The following is a 17,388-nucleotide window of genomic DNA, read 5'->3' as shown; positions in this document are numbered from 1 at the left end:
GTGTGAAGGCATAGGCCTTGCTGCAGGACAACAGATTGCTCGCATCCGGCAATAAGACGCCGGTGGCGTCGGGGGCCGGGCCAATGGTTTTGCCGCGCGGACGCATGCCGCACGCTTCCGTAGTCCTCCTTGCATCCATCGTGGCGATCTTCAGCCTCGTGCCGCTCGGCTTCATCGCCTGGGTGACCTATGACGTCGGCTGGGAAACGGTGAAGACGCTGGTCTTCCGCCCGCGCGTCGGCGAGCTTCTCGTCAATACGGTTCTGCTGGAATCGATCACCATTCCGCTGTCGATCGTCCTTGCCGTCACGCTCGCCTGGCTGACAGAGCGGACGGATATCCCGCTTGCGCGGCTCTGGGCGTGGCTCGCCATTGCCCCGCTCGCTGTGCCGGCCTTCGTGCATTCCTATGCCTGGGTGAGCCTGCTTCCGGGCATGCGCGGGTTGCAAAGCGGCGCCTTCGTTTCGGTGCTTGCCTATTATCCGTTTCTGTATCTGCCGGTCGCGGCGGCACTGCGTCGGCTCGATCCGGCGATTGAGGATGCTGCTGCCTCTCTCGGCCTCGATCCGTGGCGCGTCTTCTTCCGGACGATCCTGCCGCAGCTCCGCCTTGCGATCTGCGGCGGCTCGCTGCTGATCGCGCTGCATCTGCTTTCGGAATACGGGCTGTTCGTGATGATCCGCTTCGACACGTTCGCGACTGCGATCGTCGATCAGTTCCAGTCTTCCTATAACAGCCCGGCTTCCAACATGCTCGGCGGCGTGCTCGTCGGCTGCTGCCTGTTCCTGCTCGGTCTCGAGATTCTGCTGCGCGGCAACGAGCGCTATGCGCGCGTCGGCTCCGGCTCCGCGCGACCGGCTGATCGACGCCGGCTCGGCTGGTTCGTGGTACCGGCCGTGACTCTGCCGATCATCCTTGCAGTGCTGGCGCTCGGCGTGCCGCTGATCACGCTCGGCCGTTGGCTCTATCTCGGTGGGCTCGGCATCTGGCGTATCGAGGTGGTGAGCGCCTTTGCGCAGACGATCGTTCTCGCCATCGCAGGCGGTGTGCTGGCGACGGTCGCCGCAGCGCCCATGGCCTGGCTCTCGGTGCGCGCGCCGGGCCGCTTCCAGCGTATTCTCGAAGCCTGCCACTATTATGTCGGCTCGCTGCCGGGCGTCGTCGTGGCCTTGGCGCTTATTTCCATTACCGTCCGTCTCGTACTGCCGCTCTACCAGACGTTTGCGACGCTGCTTGTCGCCTATGTGCTGCTCTTCCTGCCGCGTGCCATGGTCGGCCTGCGCGCCAGCATCGCGCAGGCGCCTGTCGAGCTGGAGCGTGCGGCGATGGGCCTTGGCCGCACGCCGGGACAAGCAGCGCGGCAGATCACCATGCGTCTTGCTGCGCCAGGGGCCGCCGCCAGTGTGGCGCTTGCAGCGCTCGGCATCACCAACGAGCTGACGGCGACGCTGATGCTCTCGCCGAACGGCGTTGACACGCTGGCGACGAAATTCTGGTCGCTGACCAGCGAGATCGATTATGTCTCGGCGGCGCCCTATGCCTTCATGATGGTCGTGCTGTCGCTGCCGCTTACCCTCATGCTCTATGCCCAATCGAAACGGACTGCCGGCCAATGACGCTGCTTACGATCGACACTATCAGCAAGCGGTACGGACCGGTTCAGGCCTTGAAGGATATCTCGCTTGAAGTGCAGGCGGGCAGCCGCACGGCGGTCGTCGGTCCCTCCGGCTCCGGCAAGACGACGTTGCTGCGGATCATCGCCGGCTTCGAACAGCCGGAAATCGGCCGGGTGATACTCGATGGCGAGGTTCTGGCTGACGGGCCGGCCTGCGTGCCTGCCCACAAGCGCGGTATCGGTATCGTCTCGCAGGATGGCGCGCTCTTTCCTCATCTCAGCGTGGCGGAGAATATCGGTTTCGGATTCGAGCGCGGTGCACCGGATCGCGAAAAGCGCATCTTCGACCTTCTCGAAATGGTGGAGCTCGACCGCGGCATGCTGGAGCGTCGTCCGCACCAGCTTTCGGGTGGTCAGCAGCAGCGCGTGGCGCTTGCTCGTGCGCTTGGCCGCCGGCCGCGCCTCATGCTGCTCGACGAACCGTTTTCGGCGCTCGATACGGGCCTCAGGGAAAATATGCGCAAGGCTGTCGCCCGCGTGCTGCAGACGGCAGGCATTACCGCGATCCTCGTGACGCACGATCAGGGCGAGGCCCTTTCATTTGCCGATCAGGTTGCGGTCTTGCGCGAGGGGAGGCTTGTACAGGCCGGCACGCCGCAGACGCTCTATCTCAAGCCGCGTGACCGAGAGACGGCGCTATTCCTTGGTGATGCGGTGATGCTGCCGGCGATCATCAAGAATGGTTTTGCCGATTGTGCGCTCGGCAATGTGCCGGTTGAGGGAGCCCACCAGGGTAAAGCGGAAATCATGCTGCGGCCGGAGCAGATTCGCGTCGTCGTCGATGAGGCGAATGCGAAATATGGCGGGCGTGTCGTGGATGTGGAATTCGGCGGTGCGACCTGCACGGTGGCGGTGTCGCTTGCTGCTGTCGCCCTGCCGCCGATCCTGATCAAGACCTCAAGTGTAGCATTGCCGGCGCGGGGCGATCTCGTTCGCCTCGATATCGCCGGCAAGGCCCATGTTTTCGTGCGCTAAGTTAGCCTGCTTTCAAAGCGAGCTCTTCCGTTTCCTCGCCATCCAGCCAGCCGCCGGTGAAGCCGGCGCGCTCGAGGCCGAGGCGGATCACCGGGTTCTCGCGCATCAGTTTCCAGATGAAGTCGGAGCGTTCGTTCTCGACCGTCATGACGACGAGACCCTGGTCGATGGCTACGGTGCGGTCATCGACCCAACCTTCCGGCCGCTTGGTCTGGACGGTCGGGTTGAAGCCGCCAGGGAAGCCACCTTCCAGAAGTAGGTTCGGATAGGTGGTCAGCAGTGCCTTGGTGCCGTCGATGGCGGCCTGCCGGTCATAAGGTAGGCAGGCGAGCGCTGCCCAGGGCGCGATCGTGCCGTCATCGGGACCGAGCGGGGCGCCACGGGCAGCATAACCCAGCACTTTCGGGTTACGGCCGCCGCGCATGCGCCGCGTCGGCGGCGGGCCATCGCAAGCGGTAAATCCCCAGATATCCTTGCTATAGCCAACGAACTGGCCGGGATTGCGTTCCGCATAATCGCGCTGGACGTCGATGACGACCTGTGTGTTACGGAAATAATCCCAGTTCCGCTCAGCCATCGGCTTGTCCTTGATGCCGCGGAAATCGATCCAGGCATGGGAGAAGAGATGGATGAAGAGCGGGCCGGCATAGAGATAAGGCTGCTCGTTGAAGATCATCCACGAATAGCTTGCCGTGAAGGCGTCATAGCTCGATTGCGGGATCGGGTAGGTCGGTGACGCAAGCGCCAGCGTGTAGAGGAGGATCGCTTCATCGAAGCCATGGTAGCGCCAGCGCAGGAAACCGGAAGAAGGTTTCCAGCCCATCGAGATAGTGTCGCCCTTGTTCAGCGCCCAGCGCCAGTCGACGCGCTCGTAGATGAATTTTGCGAGCGCGCGGATCTCGGTCTCGGTTTCATCCTCGCCGTCGAAATATTGCGCGGCGGTCAGAATGCCGGCGACGAGCAGAGCGGTATCTATGGTCGAAAGCTCGCTGTTCCAGGCGCGGTTGCCGGTATTGACGTGCAGGAAGTGGTAGAAGAAGCCGCGATGTCCGGTTGCGTGGCGTTCCGTACCCTGTTTGGCGTTGGCGAAAAAGTGCAGCGTGTTGAAGACGCGCTCGGCAGCTTCCGCGCGGCTGATCCAGCCGCGCTCGACGCCAACAGGATAGGAGGAAAGTCCGAAGCCGACCGCGGCAATGCTTGCCGGCACGCCAGGGATCGACGTATCCGGCACAAGCCCGTTTTCTGGATTGGAATATTTCAGGAAATATTTGAACGCTGAGTGCTGCAGCCTGTCGACTAGCGCGGCATCAATGTCTTCAATCCGTTGCAGCATGTGCTCCTGCCCAACTGTTATATCGCCCCATGCTTCAACATGGTGGCTGCCCCCAGGCAAATCAAACCTTTTTGATTCGCAAGGATAAGAGAACACAAACGCCGGCAATTGGCGTTAATAATTCCCAGTGAAATAATATCTGGAATAAATGATATAAGCGATGCAGCAAAAGGGATTAAACCGCACCTCCCCGGATGCGGTCCGTCTCGCGCAATACCTACCATTCTCAAGCTGTCGGTTGAACCTGCTGGACTGGCTCAGGCGGCTTCCTCCATCCGCACCATATGGCCCGTCACCACCTCGCGGAACTGACGCTTCGGAGGCACGTAACCCACGGGACGGACAGGGCTTTTCAGTTCGTCGGTGCCGAGGTTGCGGCGGATGCCGCGGCGGGCGGGATCCGGTACCGGAACCGCCGCCATGAGTTTCTTGGTGTAGGGATGCTGCGGGTTGCGGAAGAGCTCTTCCCGCGGGCCGATTTCGACGATTTCACCCAGATACATAACCGCGACGCGGTGACTGACGCGTTCGACGACGGCCATATCGTGGGAGATGAAGAGGAAGGCGAGGTTGAGGCTCTGCTGCAGGTCCATAAGGAGATTGCAGACCTGCGCCTTGATCGAGACATCGAGAGCCGAGACGCTTTCATCCGCAACGATTACTTTCGGGTCGAGCGCAAGAGCGCGGGCGATGCAGATGCGCTGACGCTGGCCGCCGGAAAACTCATGCGGGTAACGCTTCATCATATCCGACTTCAAGCCGACGCGTTCGAGCAGGTCCGCAGCCTTGTCGCGGGCCTGGGCGCGGGTGCCAAGCCCGTGTTCGATGAAAGGCTCGGCAACGGCTGCTCCCACCGTCATCCGCGGATTGAGGCTCGCGAAAGGATCCTGGAAGATCATCTGGATGCTGCGGCGCATGTTGCGCAGTCTGGTCGCATCGAGGTTCAGCACGTCATAGCCGTCAAGGTTGACGGAGCCGCCATTCGGATGCACCAGGCGGGTGATCGAACGGCCGGTCGTGGACTTGCCGCAGCCGGATTCGCCAACGAGCGCCAGTGTCTCGCCTTGGAAGAGGTTGAAGGAGACATCCTCGACGGCATGAATGGCGCCGGTCCTGCGGCCCAGGAGGCCACCGCGAATATCGAAGCGGGTGACGAGGTTCTTCACCTCAAGGATCGGCGTTTTGCGACGGTCGACGGTGTCGGCCACCTCCACTGGTTCACTGCGCTCGCCGGTCGCCGTATCTATAACGGGAAAGCGCAAAGGCCATTTTTGCCCGTCCATCGAGCCGAGACGCGGCACGGCGGAAAGCAGAGCACGCGTATAGGGGTGCATACCGCGGTTGAAGATATCATCCGTCATGCCGGTTTCGACCGCCTCGCCGCGATACATGACGATGGTGCGATCGGCGATCTCGGCGACCACGCCCATGTCATGGGTGATGAAGAGAACGGACATGCCATCCTCTTCCTGCAGCACCTTGATGAGATCGAGGATCTGACCCTGGATGGTCACGTCGAGCGCGGTGGTCGGCTCGTCGGCGATCAAAAGCTTCGGCCGCGATGCGAGCGCCATGGCGATCATCACGCGCTGGCGCATGCCGCCGGAAAACTGGTGCGGATATTCGTCGAAGCGGGAGGCGGCATTGGGAATGCGCACCTTCTCCAGAAGGCGGATGGTTTCAGCCCGCGCGTCAGCCTTGGTGATATCACCGTGGCAAGTGAGCGCTTCGGAAATCTGCCTGCCGATGGTGAAGATCGGGTTCAGGCTGGTCATCGGCTCCTGGAAGATCATGGCTGCATCCTTGCCGCGGACGGCGCGCATATCCCTGTCGGAGAGCGAAAGCATGTCACGGCCGTTGAGCGTGATGCTGCCTTCGACACGGCTTGAGCCTTTGGCGAGCAGGCGCATTATGGAGAGCGAGGTAACACTCTTGCCCGAACCGCTCTCGCCGACGATGGCGACCGTTTCCCCCGGCATGACATCGAAGGAGACATTGCGGACGACGGATTTCCATTCACCATCGGCGAGGAAGGATGTCGTCAGGTTCCGGACGGAAAGAACCGGAGAGACGGATGCTGCAGGCTGATCACTCATTTCGTTCCCTTATTCTCTTTTGTGCCGGATGGTCGGGCTTTCAGGTCTTCAAAGGCGTAGCGAAAGAGGCCGACGGCCGCCCTTCCGCAATGCGCGCGGCTTCCAGCGCTGCGATCTTTTCATCGATCTCGCGCCTGTCAATCATTCCGTTCGGGTTTGCTTTGGTCGCCATCGTTTCGGCGACATGCATGTAGCGCTCCTGCGCCACCGCATAGAGCCGGCGCAGTTCGGCGAGGGGATCGGGATGATCGTCCGCGCGGATGCTGAGCCAGGGATAATCCTGATCGCGATGGACGAGGAGAGCGGCAGACTGCTTGCCACGCTTGTCGCCGCCGGCATCCTCGCCGGCCTGCATGGCTTCGAGCAGGCGCTCGATGAAGGGCTTGTCCATCGTCTTCTTGTAGGCTGCAAGCGTCTGAGCGACGACCTCGGGACCAGCCAGCATGTTGCCGGCGACGGAGACGTTGTCGTCCACCAGATGACCGGCCCAGTCGATGCATTTGGTGCCGGTGAAAGCAGCGTTGCGGCCGGCGGCATCGATCAGGTGAAGCTGGCGCTGGTCACGGCCGGCATCGCGGGCGGTCAGTTCCGCGATGATCTCATCCGGCGCCTTGCCTTCTGCAATCAGGGCAACGCCGTCCGTGCCGTAGAGCGGGTTGACGAAGGCCTGCGTGGCGACCGCGCCAATGCCCCCGCGGACATGCGGGACCAGACCGCCGACCGCAAAGAAGCGAGTAGCGACGGCGCTGCCGAGATAACCAGTCTTGGGATCGCGGGCGACGATGGACCAAGTCATGACTATCTCCCGATCGCATAGGCCTGCATGAGGCGCGGCGTGGCAGCGGCACGCAACAGCCCATCGGCATCGCGGCGGGCTGCCGTCAGGCGACCAATGGTCCAGGGCTCGGAAACGGTGAGCGCGTGGCCGCGGGCGCGCAGATTGTCGAGCACATCGGCACTGAAATTGCCTTCTACCATCAGGCCGCCCGGCTCACGCGTGCGCGGATAGAAGGAGCCGGGGAAATGCGAGGTGTGGAAGAGCGGCTGGTCGATCGCCGCCTGCAGGTTCATCTTGTGATGGACATAACGCAGGAAGAAAGAGAGCTGCCACTGTTCCTGCTGATCGCCGCCGGGCGTGCCGAAGGCGAGTGCCGGGCGGCCTTCGTAAAGGGCGAGCGAAGGTGTCAGCGTCGTGCGCGGGCGCTTGCCGGGAGCGAGCGACGTCGGCAGGCCGGGCCTCAGCCAGAACATCTGGGCACGTGAATTCAGGCAGAAGCCGAGGCCCGGAATGATCGGCGAGGACTGCAGCCAGCCGCCTGAGGGCGTGACGGAGACCATATTGCCTTCGCGGTCGATGACGTCGATATGGACGGTGTCGCCGCGCTTTTCCGTCAGATGCGCCATGGTCGGCTCGTAGACTGCGCCTGTCTTGGAATCGGCGCCGAGCATCTCCATTGTCACGTCATATTGATGCTCGAAGCCGGCCAGCTTTCCGGGACGCAGGTCGAAGGAGGCTTCGTCCGTAATGAGTTTGCGGCGGGCGGCGGCGTAGGTATCTGACAGGAGCTGGTCGAGCGGAACGTCGGCGAATTTGGGATCACCGTAGTAGATCTCGCGATCGGCGAAGGCGAGTTTCATGGCTTCGGTCACGGTATGGACGAAGTCGGCTCCGTCAGGCGCCATTGCAGCGATATCCATGCCCTTGAGGATCGACAGGGTCTGCAGGAAGACCGGACCTTGGCCCCAGGGGCCGATCTTGGCGACCGTCCAGCCGTGATAGTCATAGGTCTGCGGCTCCTCGATTGTTGCCGACCAGTTCGCCATGTCGTCAGCCGTCAGCACCGCTTTGTGACGGCTGCCGCTTGCATCCATCACTTCCGCGTTTTTTAGATAGTCTGCGATCTTCTCGGCGACGAAGCCGCGATAGAAGGCGTCACGGGCGGCTTCGATCTGCGCCTCGCGGTTTTGCTTTGCTTCCGCCTCGGAGATGATGCGCTTCCAGGTCTCGGCCAGAACCGGGTTCTTGAAGCTGGAATTCGGCTCCGGAACAGAGCCTCCCGGCACCCAGGTCTCGTAGGAGGTCGGCCATTCCTTTTCGAAGAATTCAGCAAGCCCCTTGATGGTGGCCGAAACGCGGGGCAGCAGCGGATGGCCGTTTTCGGCGTAGTAGATCGCCGGCTCGAGCACGTCGCGCACACACATCCTGCCGTAGTCGCGCAGCATCAGCATCCAGCCATCGAAGGAACCGGGAATGACGGTTGCGAGCAGGCCGTCGCCCGGGATCAGTTTCAGGCCCTCAGACGTATAGTGCTCGATGGTGGCTGCTGCGGGAGCAGGACCCTGCGCGCAGATGACCTCGACCTTGCCCTTCTTCTTCGAATAGATGATTGCGGGCATATCGCCGCCAGGGCCGACGAGGTGCGGCTCCAAGATCTGCAGGGTGAAGCCGGCAGCAACCGCTGCATCGAAGGCATTGCCGCCTTTTTCCAGAATGCTCATGCCGACAGCCGAGGCGATCCAGTGCGTTGAGGTGACGACGCCGAACGTACCCAGAATTTCGGGGCGGGTCGTAAATGCGGTCATTTCATATGTCCTTTCGAAGAGTCATGCTTCGCGCGGATCGAGCGCATCGCGCAGGCCGTCGCCCAAGAGATTGAAACCGATAACGACGAGGAAGATGGCAATGCCCGGCCACATCGCCATCCAGGGCGCCTGGCTGAGAAAATTCTTGGCCACGTTCAGCATCGAGCCCCAGCTCGGCGCTGGCGGTTGTTGGCCGAGACCGAGGAAGGAGAGGCTGGCTTCGGCGATGATGGCGGTCGCGATCGTCAGCGTCGCCTGCACGAGGATCGGTGCGAACACATTCGGCAGGATGTAGCGGGTGATGATGCTGAAATGGCGAAGACCGATGGATCGCGCGCCTTCGATATATTCCTCTGTCTTGACCGCCAGTACCTGGCCACGCGTCAGCCGCACGAAGATAGGCATTGCCGAAAGACCGATCGCGATCATCGCGTTGCTGAGGCTAGGACCAAGGAAGGCGGCAAGTGCGATCGCGGTGATCAGGAAAGGCATCGCCAGGAAGGCTTCGGTGATGCGGGAGATGATCATGTCGATCCAGCCGCCGAAATAGCCTGAGATCAGGCCGAAGGGCACGCCGATGAGAACGGCGATCGCCACGGAAAAGACGCCGGCCATCAGCGAGGCCTGCGCGCCCCACATCATGCGGGAGAGAATATCGCGGCCGATGTCGTCGGTGCCGAGCCAATGGGCCGCTGACGGCGCCTTGCGGATCGTCGACCAGCTTGTGGCGTTCGGATCGGGGAGCGGCAGGAGCGGCGCGATGATGGCAAGGATTGCGAAGAAGGCAATGATGGTGAGACCGACAAGCGCACCCTTGTTGGCTTTCAGCTTGCGCCAGGCGCGGCTCGGCGCACGCTGCTCGGTCGAGGTGATGGGTGTGGCAACAACTTGATCGATTGCGGTCATAGCGAAGCCCTCATGCGCGGATTGAGGAGAACGTAGAGAACGTCGGCCACGAGGTTCATCAGGATAAAGCCGATCGCCGTGCAGATGACGACGCCCTGGACGACGGCGTAATCGCGATTGAAGACGGCATCGACGATGAGCTTTCCAAAGCCTGGGATTGTGAAAATCTGCTCCGTGAGAACCGCGCCGGCGAGAAGTTCGCCAAAAAGCAGAGCGGTCAGTGTGACGATCGGCAGGACCGCGTTGCGGAAGCTGTGTTCGAGCACGACGGAACTTTCCGAAAGCCCCTTGGCGCGGGCGGTACGGATGTAGTCGGCGCTCAAGACGCTCAGCATTGCCGAACGCGTGTGGCGCATCAACGTGGCGGCGAGCGCGTTGCCGAGCACGAAGGAGGGCATCAGCATGGTTTGGATCGAGCGTAGCGGATTGGAGAAGAAGGGCTCGTAGCCTGAAGCTGGCAACCAGCCGAGGTTCACCGAGATCAGCAGGATCAGCATGATGCCGAGCCAGAAATTCGGGATCGACAGGCCGGATAACGCGATGATGTTGGCGAGATAATCGATGATCGTATTCTTCTTGACAGCCGCCAGGATGCCGATCGGCACGCCGATGGCGAAGGCGAAGATCATCGACATGATGGCGAGCTGGATGGTAACCGGCAGTTTCTCGGCCACCAGTTCAAGAACCGGCTGGTTGGTGCGCAGCGAAATGCCGAGATCACCCTTCAGTGCGGAGCCCAGCCAGTAGAAATACTGGTAAGGAACGGGGTCCTTGAGGTGATATTTCTCCCGCAGGAATTCCAGCACCTGCGGATCGCGCTCTTCGCCGGCCATGGCCAGAACTGGATCTCCCGGCAGAAGTTTCTGCAGCGAGAAGACGAAGACCGAAATGATCAGCAGAGTTGGAATGGCGACCAGCAGCCGCTTGGCGATAAACCTGTACATGGGCGCTCCGATACCATCAGCGGAACGCGGCGAGGGTCGCCGCGTTCCTGAAGCGTGTGGCTATCAGCCTTCCTTCTTCACACCGACGAGGCGGATCATGCCATCGGGTGAAGCAACGAAGCCGGTGATGTTTTTGTGCAGAGCCCAGATCCAGGACTGGTGGCCAAGGAAGATGATCGGCAAATCGTCATTGAGGATTGCGGTTGCTGCATCGTATTTCTGCTTGCGCACGGAATCGTCAGGGGACTGGCGAGCCTCGTTCAGCAACTTGTCGACATCGGCATTGCAATATTTGCTGTCGTTCAGGCCGGCACCGCAGGTGACGAACTGCTGGATATTGCCGTCAGGGTCGACTCGGCCGGACCAGTCGGAGCGGCTGAGCTGATAGTTGCCGGCGGTCTGCTCGTTGAGCAGGGTGGCAAATTCCGTTGTCTTCAGGGTCAGGTCGAAGCCAGCTTCTGCGACCATGGACTGGATGATCTGCATCATCTGCATGACCACCGGGCTGTTCGAAACCTGCATTTCAACCGGAATGTGGTCGAAGCCTGCCGCCTTGACGAGGGCCTTGGCCTTTTCGACGTCGCGGGCCGGAACCGGAACATTCTTGTCGAACCACGGGCTGCTCGGCGGGAAGGGCTGGTTGCCAGCAACGCCGGTGCCTTCGAAGACGATCTGCATGGCGGCATCGCGATCGATTGCCAACGAGAAGGCCTGGCGCAGGCGCTTGTCCTTGCCCATCGGGTTGTCGGCGCGCGCGCCATTGCCAACATTGGCATAGATGCCGAGCCAACCGGTGTTGACGACATCCTTGTAAACGAGGTTCGGGTCGCTCTTGACCGTCTCGGCGTCGGTGGCAGCCAAGCGTTCGATCATGTCGAGGTCGCCGGAGCGCAGATTGGCCAGGCGTACGGTCGAATCCGGGATCGGAAGGTAGGTGATCTTGTCGATGAAGACATTATCCTTGTTCCAGTAGTCCTGGAACTTCTCCAGCACGATACGGTCCTGCTGGACGCGTTCGACGAACTTGAAGGGGCCGGCGCAGACCGGATGGTCGCCGAACTTCGCGCCGAGTTCCTTTGCGGCTTTCGGTGAGACGATCATGCCAGCGCGGTCGGAAAGCTGGGCAAGCAGGGTGACATCTGGGCTCTTTAGCGTGAACTTGACTTCATATTCGCCTGACGCCTCGACCTTCTGGACGGAGCTCAGCTCGCTCTTGCGACGCGATTCCGGCAGGGTCATGTTGCGCTCGATGGTGGCGACGACAGCTTCCGCGTTGAAGGGCGTCTCGTCCTGGAACTTCACACCCTGGCGAAGCTTCATGGTGAGCTCCTTGCCGTCGGCCGACCAGTTCCATTCCGTCGCAAGCTGCGGCACGATCTTCAGGTCCGGCGAGACGTCGACGAGCTTGTCGCACATCGCGGTATAGACGATGCGGCCGACGAAGGTGCGCGACTGTGCGGGATCGAGCACGTCGGCATCGTCCTGCAGGCCGATCTTCAGTTCGGTCGCGACGGCGGGAAGCGCAAAAAGCGCTGCCGCTGCGGCGGTGGTCAGCAATCCGGCGAATTTCATATCATTCTCCTCTGTTATGTTTTTGTTTCACGTTTGTCGTGTCGAGCCGTCGGTTATCTCCGCCGTGCCGTTTCCCCGCTCAAGTGGGCTCCTTCTCGACCTCCGTTTCGCTGTGGTCGAGAGAGGTAATGCGGATGAGGCTTTCCTGCAGCGTCAGCAGGTGCTGGCGCATGGCTTCGCCGGCTTTTCCCGGATCGCGGGCGGCGATAGCATCGACGATGGCTGTGTGCTGGCCATGGGTGACTTCGCGCGTGCGGCTGACGCTGCGGGCGCGCTCGCGGATCGCCTGCCAGGCTTCGTCCTGGCGGACGCGGTTGATGACGTCGAAGATCGTGAGAAAGAATGAGTTGCCGGCGCATTGGGCGATCTGGCGATGCAGCGCGCCATCCCAGAGTTCGCGACCGTCGGCATCCGTGCTTTCGTAGATCTTTTTCACCAGATCATACATGCGCTCGACATCGCCCGCCTTGGCACGCATGGCCGCAAGCTGTGCAAGCTGCGGTTCGATGCGCAGGCGCACTTCCATGATCTCCATGAGATCGGTATCGGCGACGATGGAATCGACATGGTTGCTCCAGCCGTCCGGGCGCTTGCCGGCAAAGGTGCCGGAGCCCTGCCGGCGCCAGATGCGGCCTTCGGCCTCCAGCACTTCCAGCGCGCGACGGATCGAGCGGCGGCTGACGCCGAGCATTTCGGAGAGCGTACGTTCGGTTGGCAGCTTGCCATCGGCATCGAGACTATCCGACTGCAGGAGAGCCCTCAGCTTCTCCAGCGCATAGTTCGAATTGCCTTGCGTTTCGTCCATGATTGGCTGAACCAATTTAATATTGGTTCAATGCAAACCAAATCCAACGGATCGTCAAGCACTTTTTTGTGCAAATAAATATCTGCCTGTTTATTGATCGTATGGCCTAGATTTGCGACAGATCCAAAAGTACGCACACGTTTTGATGAGAACTGCACGCTAGACAATCGTGCGGTACCAAAAGTCAATTGGTTCGCCTATCAAACCTCAGCGGTTCGCGGAGCGTGCCGATAGGAAAGCTTGCGGCTCGAAGCCGAAATCCTTGTCGAAAGGATAGGTCGGGTGCTGTTTTCGCAGGCGCGGCAGGCGCTCGACGAACTGGTCGACGACACCGACTGAGAGCGCCATGAGATTGGGATTGGCGATGGGTGCGAGTTCCGGCGAGAGATAACCCGACTTGACGACGACGATCTTTGCCGTGCGCGGATCAAGACCGAGGCGAGTAAAATCGACGATGTTGTGATAGGGGCGGCGCTTGGCGGAGAGCACCAGATCGATGCCGCCGATGGAAACAACGGCCTGCCGGTCGGCTGCGTCGTCGGTTTCGTGCAGGAACTTCACCACGAAGCGTCCCGTCACCGGCTTGCTGCCCTTGGTATCGAGCGAGGCGCCGACGGTCAGTTCCAGCGTAGCGCCGACGTTGGCCGCATAGCAGGCTTCCGTTGCCGCCTTGTCAGCAATGCCGGCGAAGACAACGCCGGTGGCGCCCTTAGCGATCAGTTCGGCAAGGACGTCGGCACGATCGCCCACACCGCCGCCGGTCGGGTTGTCGCCGGATTCGGCAAGCACGACGGGGCCGGTCGGGCTAACGATCGCCTGGGCGACGCATTCCTTGATCGAGCCGGTCTCGCAGCCGAAGACGAATTCCTCGCGTACGTCCCAATACGCCTTTGCTATACGCTTTGCCTCACGCTCCAGCACGGCACGGTCCGTGCCGGTCATGATGGCGGCGGCGGTGGCGCGGGGCTCGTCGGCCCAGACATAACCGACCATCAGCGAGGCATCCCAGACGCCATCGAGTGCATCGATGCCGGGCAGTTCGGCATAGAGGCTCTTTGCCGGTTCATCCACGGTGCTGGTGCGTTCACCCGGCAGGACGACAGGGATCGGTGCCCAGAGCAAGGTGGGTTTCACACCACTCTTCAGGCTCTTCACCAGCATCGAAACCGAACGACGCATCGTTTCCTCGACATCGATATGCGGCGCGGTGCGGTAGGTGGAGTACATGTCGAGCGCATCGAGAATGCGCTGGGTGACGTTGCCGTGCAGGTCGTAACTTGCCGAAACTGTACAATCGTCGCCGACGAGCGCGCGGGCAGCGGTGATCCAGTCGCCTTCCGCATCTTCCATGCCTTCGACATACATGGCGCCGTGCATGGCGAGATAGAGGCCGTCGAGCGGCAGAAGCGGCTTCAGGCGCTCCAGGAACTCGGCCTTGAAGGCCTCGTAGGTGTGGCGCGCGACAGGGCCGCCGGCTATGGCGCGGGCATGGATCGTCGGCAGGAATTCGGCGTCGTAGTCCTTCAAAAACGAAAAATAGGGAGCGGTCAGCAGCCCTTCGCCGCGTACCACCCGGAAATCCTTCTCCTCGTTCAGGACGGGATTGTACGTGCTGCATTCGATGTGAATGCCACCAACGGCGATACGCATGGGAAACCTCAGCTTATATTGGGACCAATCAGAAAATTATGGGCAGCGATGCTGGCAGCGCCCCGTGCCCAGACGTCGCTGTCGACGCGGCGGGTGCGGATCGGTGTTGCGCCAGCGTAACGTGGAAGAACATTGGCTTCGATCGCCTGTTGCACGACCGTGCCGAACAGGCCGTCGAAGGAGCCCTCGATGTGGGTGATGAGGATCATGCCGGGATCGTTCATCTGGATCAGATGCGAGATCGCCAGCCCGAGAGCGGCGCCCGCCTTGTGGATGATGGCGATCGCTTCGGCGGTGCCGTGCGAGGCTTCTTCTTCCAGTTCCGACAGCGAGGTGCATTTTAGCCCGGCGGCCCGCGTCATCTCCTTGATCGCTTTCATGGAGGCGATCGTATCGAGACAGCCGCGCTTGCCGCAGCGGCAGGGCGCGCCGCCGGGCTCGATCGTCGCATGGGCGATTTCACCGGCGCCGCCGTGATTGCCGCGATAGAGTTTGCCGTCGATGAAATGGGCGCAGCCGATACCGTCTCCCAGTGAAACGACCGAGAAATTCGGCGTGTCGCGGGCAATGCCGAAGAGCTTCTCGCTGACGGCCACGGCCTTGGCATCGTTTTCGATGAAAGTATCGACGCCGCTTGCCTGGCGGATGATTTCGGCGAGCGGCACGTCCTGCCAGCCAAGGAGGGTGGATTGTACGCAGGTCGCCTGCTTTTCATCGACGAAGCCCGACAGCGCCACGCCGATGCCGGCAAGCTTCGAGCTTGCCTGCGGGTGGCCCTTCAGGATTTCCGGCAGGCCATAGGCGATGGCATTGGCGATGACCTTGGGATCGCGGGAATAGGGCAGCTGCTGACGAGCGACGATATTGCCGTTGAGATCGCTGAGGATCATTGGCGCGGGATCTTCCAGAAGAGAGATGCCGATGAAGAAGGCGCATTCCGGCTTCAGGTCGAGCAGGACGGAGGGGCGGCCCTGGCCGTAGACCATTTCCGTTTCATGTAGAACGCCGCGATCGATCAACTCGCGGGCAATGCCGCTCATCGCTGCTTTGCTCAGCCCGATAGCGGCCGCAAGATCGGTCCGGCTGAGGGGGCCGGACTCGCTTATGACCCGCAGAAGCTCGCGCTGCGATGAGTTGAACATTAAAATCCCTGATCCTGCTGCTTGTGATTTCGCCTTGACAATAAGTTCACAAAATGAACCAATCAATCAAAATAAATTACAAAAATTGATCAAGGCCGACCGAAAGGGCGGTTCAAGAATCAACAAGAAGGTGAACCAATGGATATCATTCGCAAGAAATTTATTAGCGCTCGCCAATTCGCACTCGGTTGTACCGTTACCGGAGCGCTGTTTGCGCCGCTTTCGGCCTTCGCTTCTACGCTGACGGTCATGCAGACCGAAGCGCCGCGCTCGATGGATCCGGGCGATCAGACCGCGACGTTTACGGCCGCCGTTCTGGATCCGATGTATGAGGGGCTTCTCGCCCGCGCAAAGGACCTTACTCTCCAGCCGGCGCTTGCTACGCAATGGTCGAGCGACGATGCCGGTATCGTCTGGACCTTCAAGCTGCGTCAGGGCGTAAAATTCCATGACGGCACGGCGTTCGACGCTGATGCCGTGGTGAAGAACTTTACTCGCCATCTCGATACAAAGCGCGGCCTTGCCGCCAGTGGCCGTCTTCGCACCTTTATCGAAAGCGTCAGCGCCGTCGATCCTTCCACCGTGCAGTTCAAGCTCAAAAAACCCTATCCGGCCTTTCTCGCGCTTCTGACGACCGGCCCTTGCCTGATGGTCAGCCCTGTTGCGGATGCCGCCGGTACGATCGGCAGCAAGGCTGTCGGCACCGGACCCTACAAGCTGCAGGAATACAAGTCCGGCGAATATGTGCTGGAAACGAAGAACGCGGACTGGTGGGGCGGTGCCGCGAAGGGGGCCGATGAGATCAAGTGGACCTGGACGGCAGAACCCTCGGTCATGAACATGGCGCTGCAGACGGGGGATGCCGATATCGTCAATCCGTTGCCGGCCGCCTTTGCCAAGCAACTCGAAGCCAACCAGGACATGAAGGTCTACAAATCAGACGGCTCGGCCGTGTTCTGGGTGTCGCTCAACACCAAGCTGAAACCGCTCGACGATTTGCGCGTGCGCCAGGCACTGAACTATGCCACCGACCGCGATGGCCTCGTCAAGGCGATCATGCAGGGCAATGCCACGCCGGCGAATTCGCCGCTTGCGCCCGTGACACCCGGCTATGACAAGACGCTTGCGCCCTACACTTATGATATCGATAAGGCGAAGAAGCTGCTCGCCGATGCCGGTTATCCCGACGGGTTCTCGATGACGACGATCGTGCAGGAGCCGGAGGCGCGTATCGGCGAACTGCTGCAGGCCATGTGGGCGAAGGCCGGCGTGAAGCTCGACGTGCAGCGCATGGAAAGTGGCGTCTGGTCGAAGGCGGCCTTTGCCGATCCGGCTGGTAAGGCGACTGCCAATACGGGTTCGGTGATTGCCTCCTGGTCCTCTGGCGTCAATGGCGCCGACCTGCAATTCCGTCCGCTCTACCATTCGGCCAGCGCTTCGCCGGCGAGCGCCAATCTCGGCTTCTTCAACGATCCGAAGCTGGACGAGTTGATTGACAAGGCAGCTTCGACGTTGGACGAGACGGCACGCAACGCGATCTATGTCGACGCCCAGAAGGAGGTCAACGAGCAGGCGCCGCACGTCCTCCTCTATACGACGCAGGACCTCTATGCCGCCCGTAACAGTGTGAAGGGCACCTGGATCGTGCCCGGCGGCCTCGTCGTGGTCAAGGAAGCCACGAAGGACTGATGCGTAACGGGCGGACCG

At 61.3% G+C, this 17,388-nt stretch carries 13 protein-coding genes; 3 read left to right on the top strand and 10 right to left on the bottom strand.

All coding sequences use genetic code 11. The annotated features are described in order from the left end of the window. Window positions 1-17 precede the first annotated feature (17 nt). Both ACK9YZ_RS19930 and ACK9YZ_RS19925 read left to right on the top strand, forming a co-directional pair. The gene (locus ACK9YZ_RS19930) at window positions 18-1,616 is read left to right on the top strand and encodes an ABC transporter permease (RefSeq protein WP_416064923.1); all 1,599 of its coding nucleotides are present in this window, start codon (window positions 18-20) and stop codon (window positions 1,614-1,616) included. Beyond that, on the top strand, window positions 1,613-2,650 hold the full coding sequence (locus ACK9YZ_RS19925; protein ID WP_416064922.1) for an ABC transporter ATP-binding protein: 1,038 nt from the start codon (window positions 1,613-1,615) through the stop codon (window positions 2,648-2,650). Before ACK9YZ_RS19930 ends, ACK9YZ_RS19925 begins: the two co-directional genes overlap by 4 nt. A gap of 1 nt (window position 2,651) precedes the next feature. On the opposite strand, the gene ACK9YZ_RS19920 is transcribed toward ACK9YZ_RS19925, so the two are convergent. The 10 genes from ACK9YZ_RS19920 to ACK9YZ_RS19875 form a co-directional block, all read right to left on the bottom strand. Continuing rightward, window positions 2,652-3,983 carry a glucoamylase family protein gene (locus ACK9YZ_RS19920; RefSeq protein ID WP_416064921.1) on the bottom strand — a complete coding sequence of 444 codons (1,332 nt, stop codon included), beginning with the start codon at window positions 3,981-3,983 and terminating at the stop codon, window positions 2,652-2,654. Between the two features lie 257 nt (window positions 3,984-4,240). Next, window positions 4,241-6,079, bottom strand: a complete 1,839-nt coding sequence (locus ACK9YZ_RS19915) for an ABC transporter ATP-binding protein (protein ID WP_416064920.1) — start codon at window positions 6,077-6,079, stop codon at window positions 4,241-4,243. Window positions 6,080-6,119: 40 nt separating this feature from the next. After that, window positions 6,120-6,875, bottom strand: a complete 756-nt coding sequence (locus ACK9YZ_RS19910; RefSeq protein WP_416064919.1) for a DUF1028 domain-containing protein — start codon at window positions 6,873-6,875, stop codon at window positions 6,120-6,122. A gap of 2 nt (window positions 6,876-6,877) precedes the next feature. Beyond that, complete coding sequence (locus ACK9YZ_RS19905; protein ID WP_416064918.1) at window positions 6,878-8,662, bottom strand: gamma-glutamyltransferase family protein; 1,785 nt, start codon at window positions 8,660-8,662, stop codon at window positions 6,878-6,880. A gap of 21 nt (window positions 8,663-8,683) precedes the next feature. After that, window positions 8,684-9,568, bottom strand: coding sequence for an ABC transporter permease (locus tag ACK9YZ_RS19900; RefSeq protein WP_416064917.1), 885 nt, complete (start codon window positions 9,566-9,568; stop codon window positions 8,684-8,686). Continuing rightward, a complete protein-coding gene (locus ACK9YZ_RS19895; protein WP_416064916.1) occupies window positions 9,565-10,512 on the bottom strand; it encodes an ABC transporter permease in 948 nt (315 codons plus the stop codon). Before ACK9YZ_RS19895 ends, ACK9YZ_RS19900 begins: the two co-directional genes overlap by 4 nt. Window positions 10,513-10,575: 63 nt before the next feature. Continuing rightward, window positions 10,576-12,084 (bottom strand): ABC transporter substrate-binding protein, encoded by a 1,509-nt coding sequence (locus ACK9YZ_RS19890; RefSeq protein ID WP_416064915.1) that lies wholly within the window; start codon window positions 12,082-12,084, stop codon window positions 10,576-10,578. 79 nt (window positions 12,085-12,163) lie between these two features. Then, window positions 12,164-12,889 (bottom strand): FadR/GntR family transcriptional regulator, encoded by a 726-nt coding sequence (locus ACK9YZ_RS19885; RefSeq protein WP_416064914.1) that lies wholly within the window; start codon window positions 12,887-12,889, stop codon window positions 12,164-12,166. Between the two features lie 207 nt (window positions 12,890-13,096). Further along, window positions 13,097-14,539 carry a M81 family metallopeptidase gene (locus ACK9YZ_RS19880; RefSeq protein WP_416064913.1) on the bottom strand — a complete coding sequence of 481 codons (1,443 nt, stop codon included), beginning with the start codon at window positions 14,537-14,539 and terminating at the stop codon, window positions 13,097-13,099. Between the two features lie 8 nt (window positions 14,540-14,547). Further along, complete coding sequence (locus ACK9YZ_RS19875; RefSeq protein ID WP_416064912.1) at window positions 14,548-15,681, bottom strand: ROK family transcriptional regulator; 1,134 nt, start codon at window positions 15,679-15,681, stop codon at window positions 14,548-14,550. 138 nt (window positions 15,682-15,819) lie between these two features. Here ACK9YZ_RS19875 and ACK9YZ_RS19870 point away from each other — a divergent pair, with 138 nt between their 5' ends. Beyond that, complete coding sequence (locus ACK9YZ_RS19870; RefSeq protein ID WP_216756255.1) at window positions 15,820-17,370, top strand: ABC transporter substrate-binding protein; 1,551 nt, start codon at window positions 15,820-15,822, stop codon at window positions 17,368-17,370. Window positions 17,371-17,388: the final 18 nt, after the last annotated feature.

This window comes from Rhizobium sp. ZK1, from assembly GCF_047782645.1.
Classification (GTDB): domain Bacteria; phylum Pseudomonadota; class Alphaproteobacteria; order Rhizobiales; family Rhizobiaceae; genus Rhizobium.
This window is presented reverse-complemented; position numbering and strand designations above follow the sequence as displayed.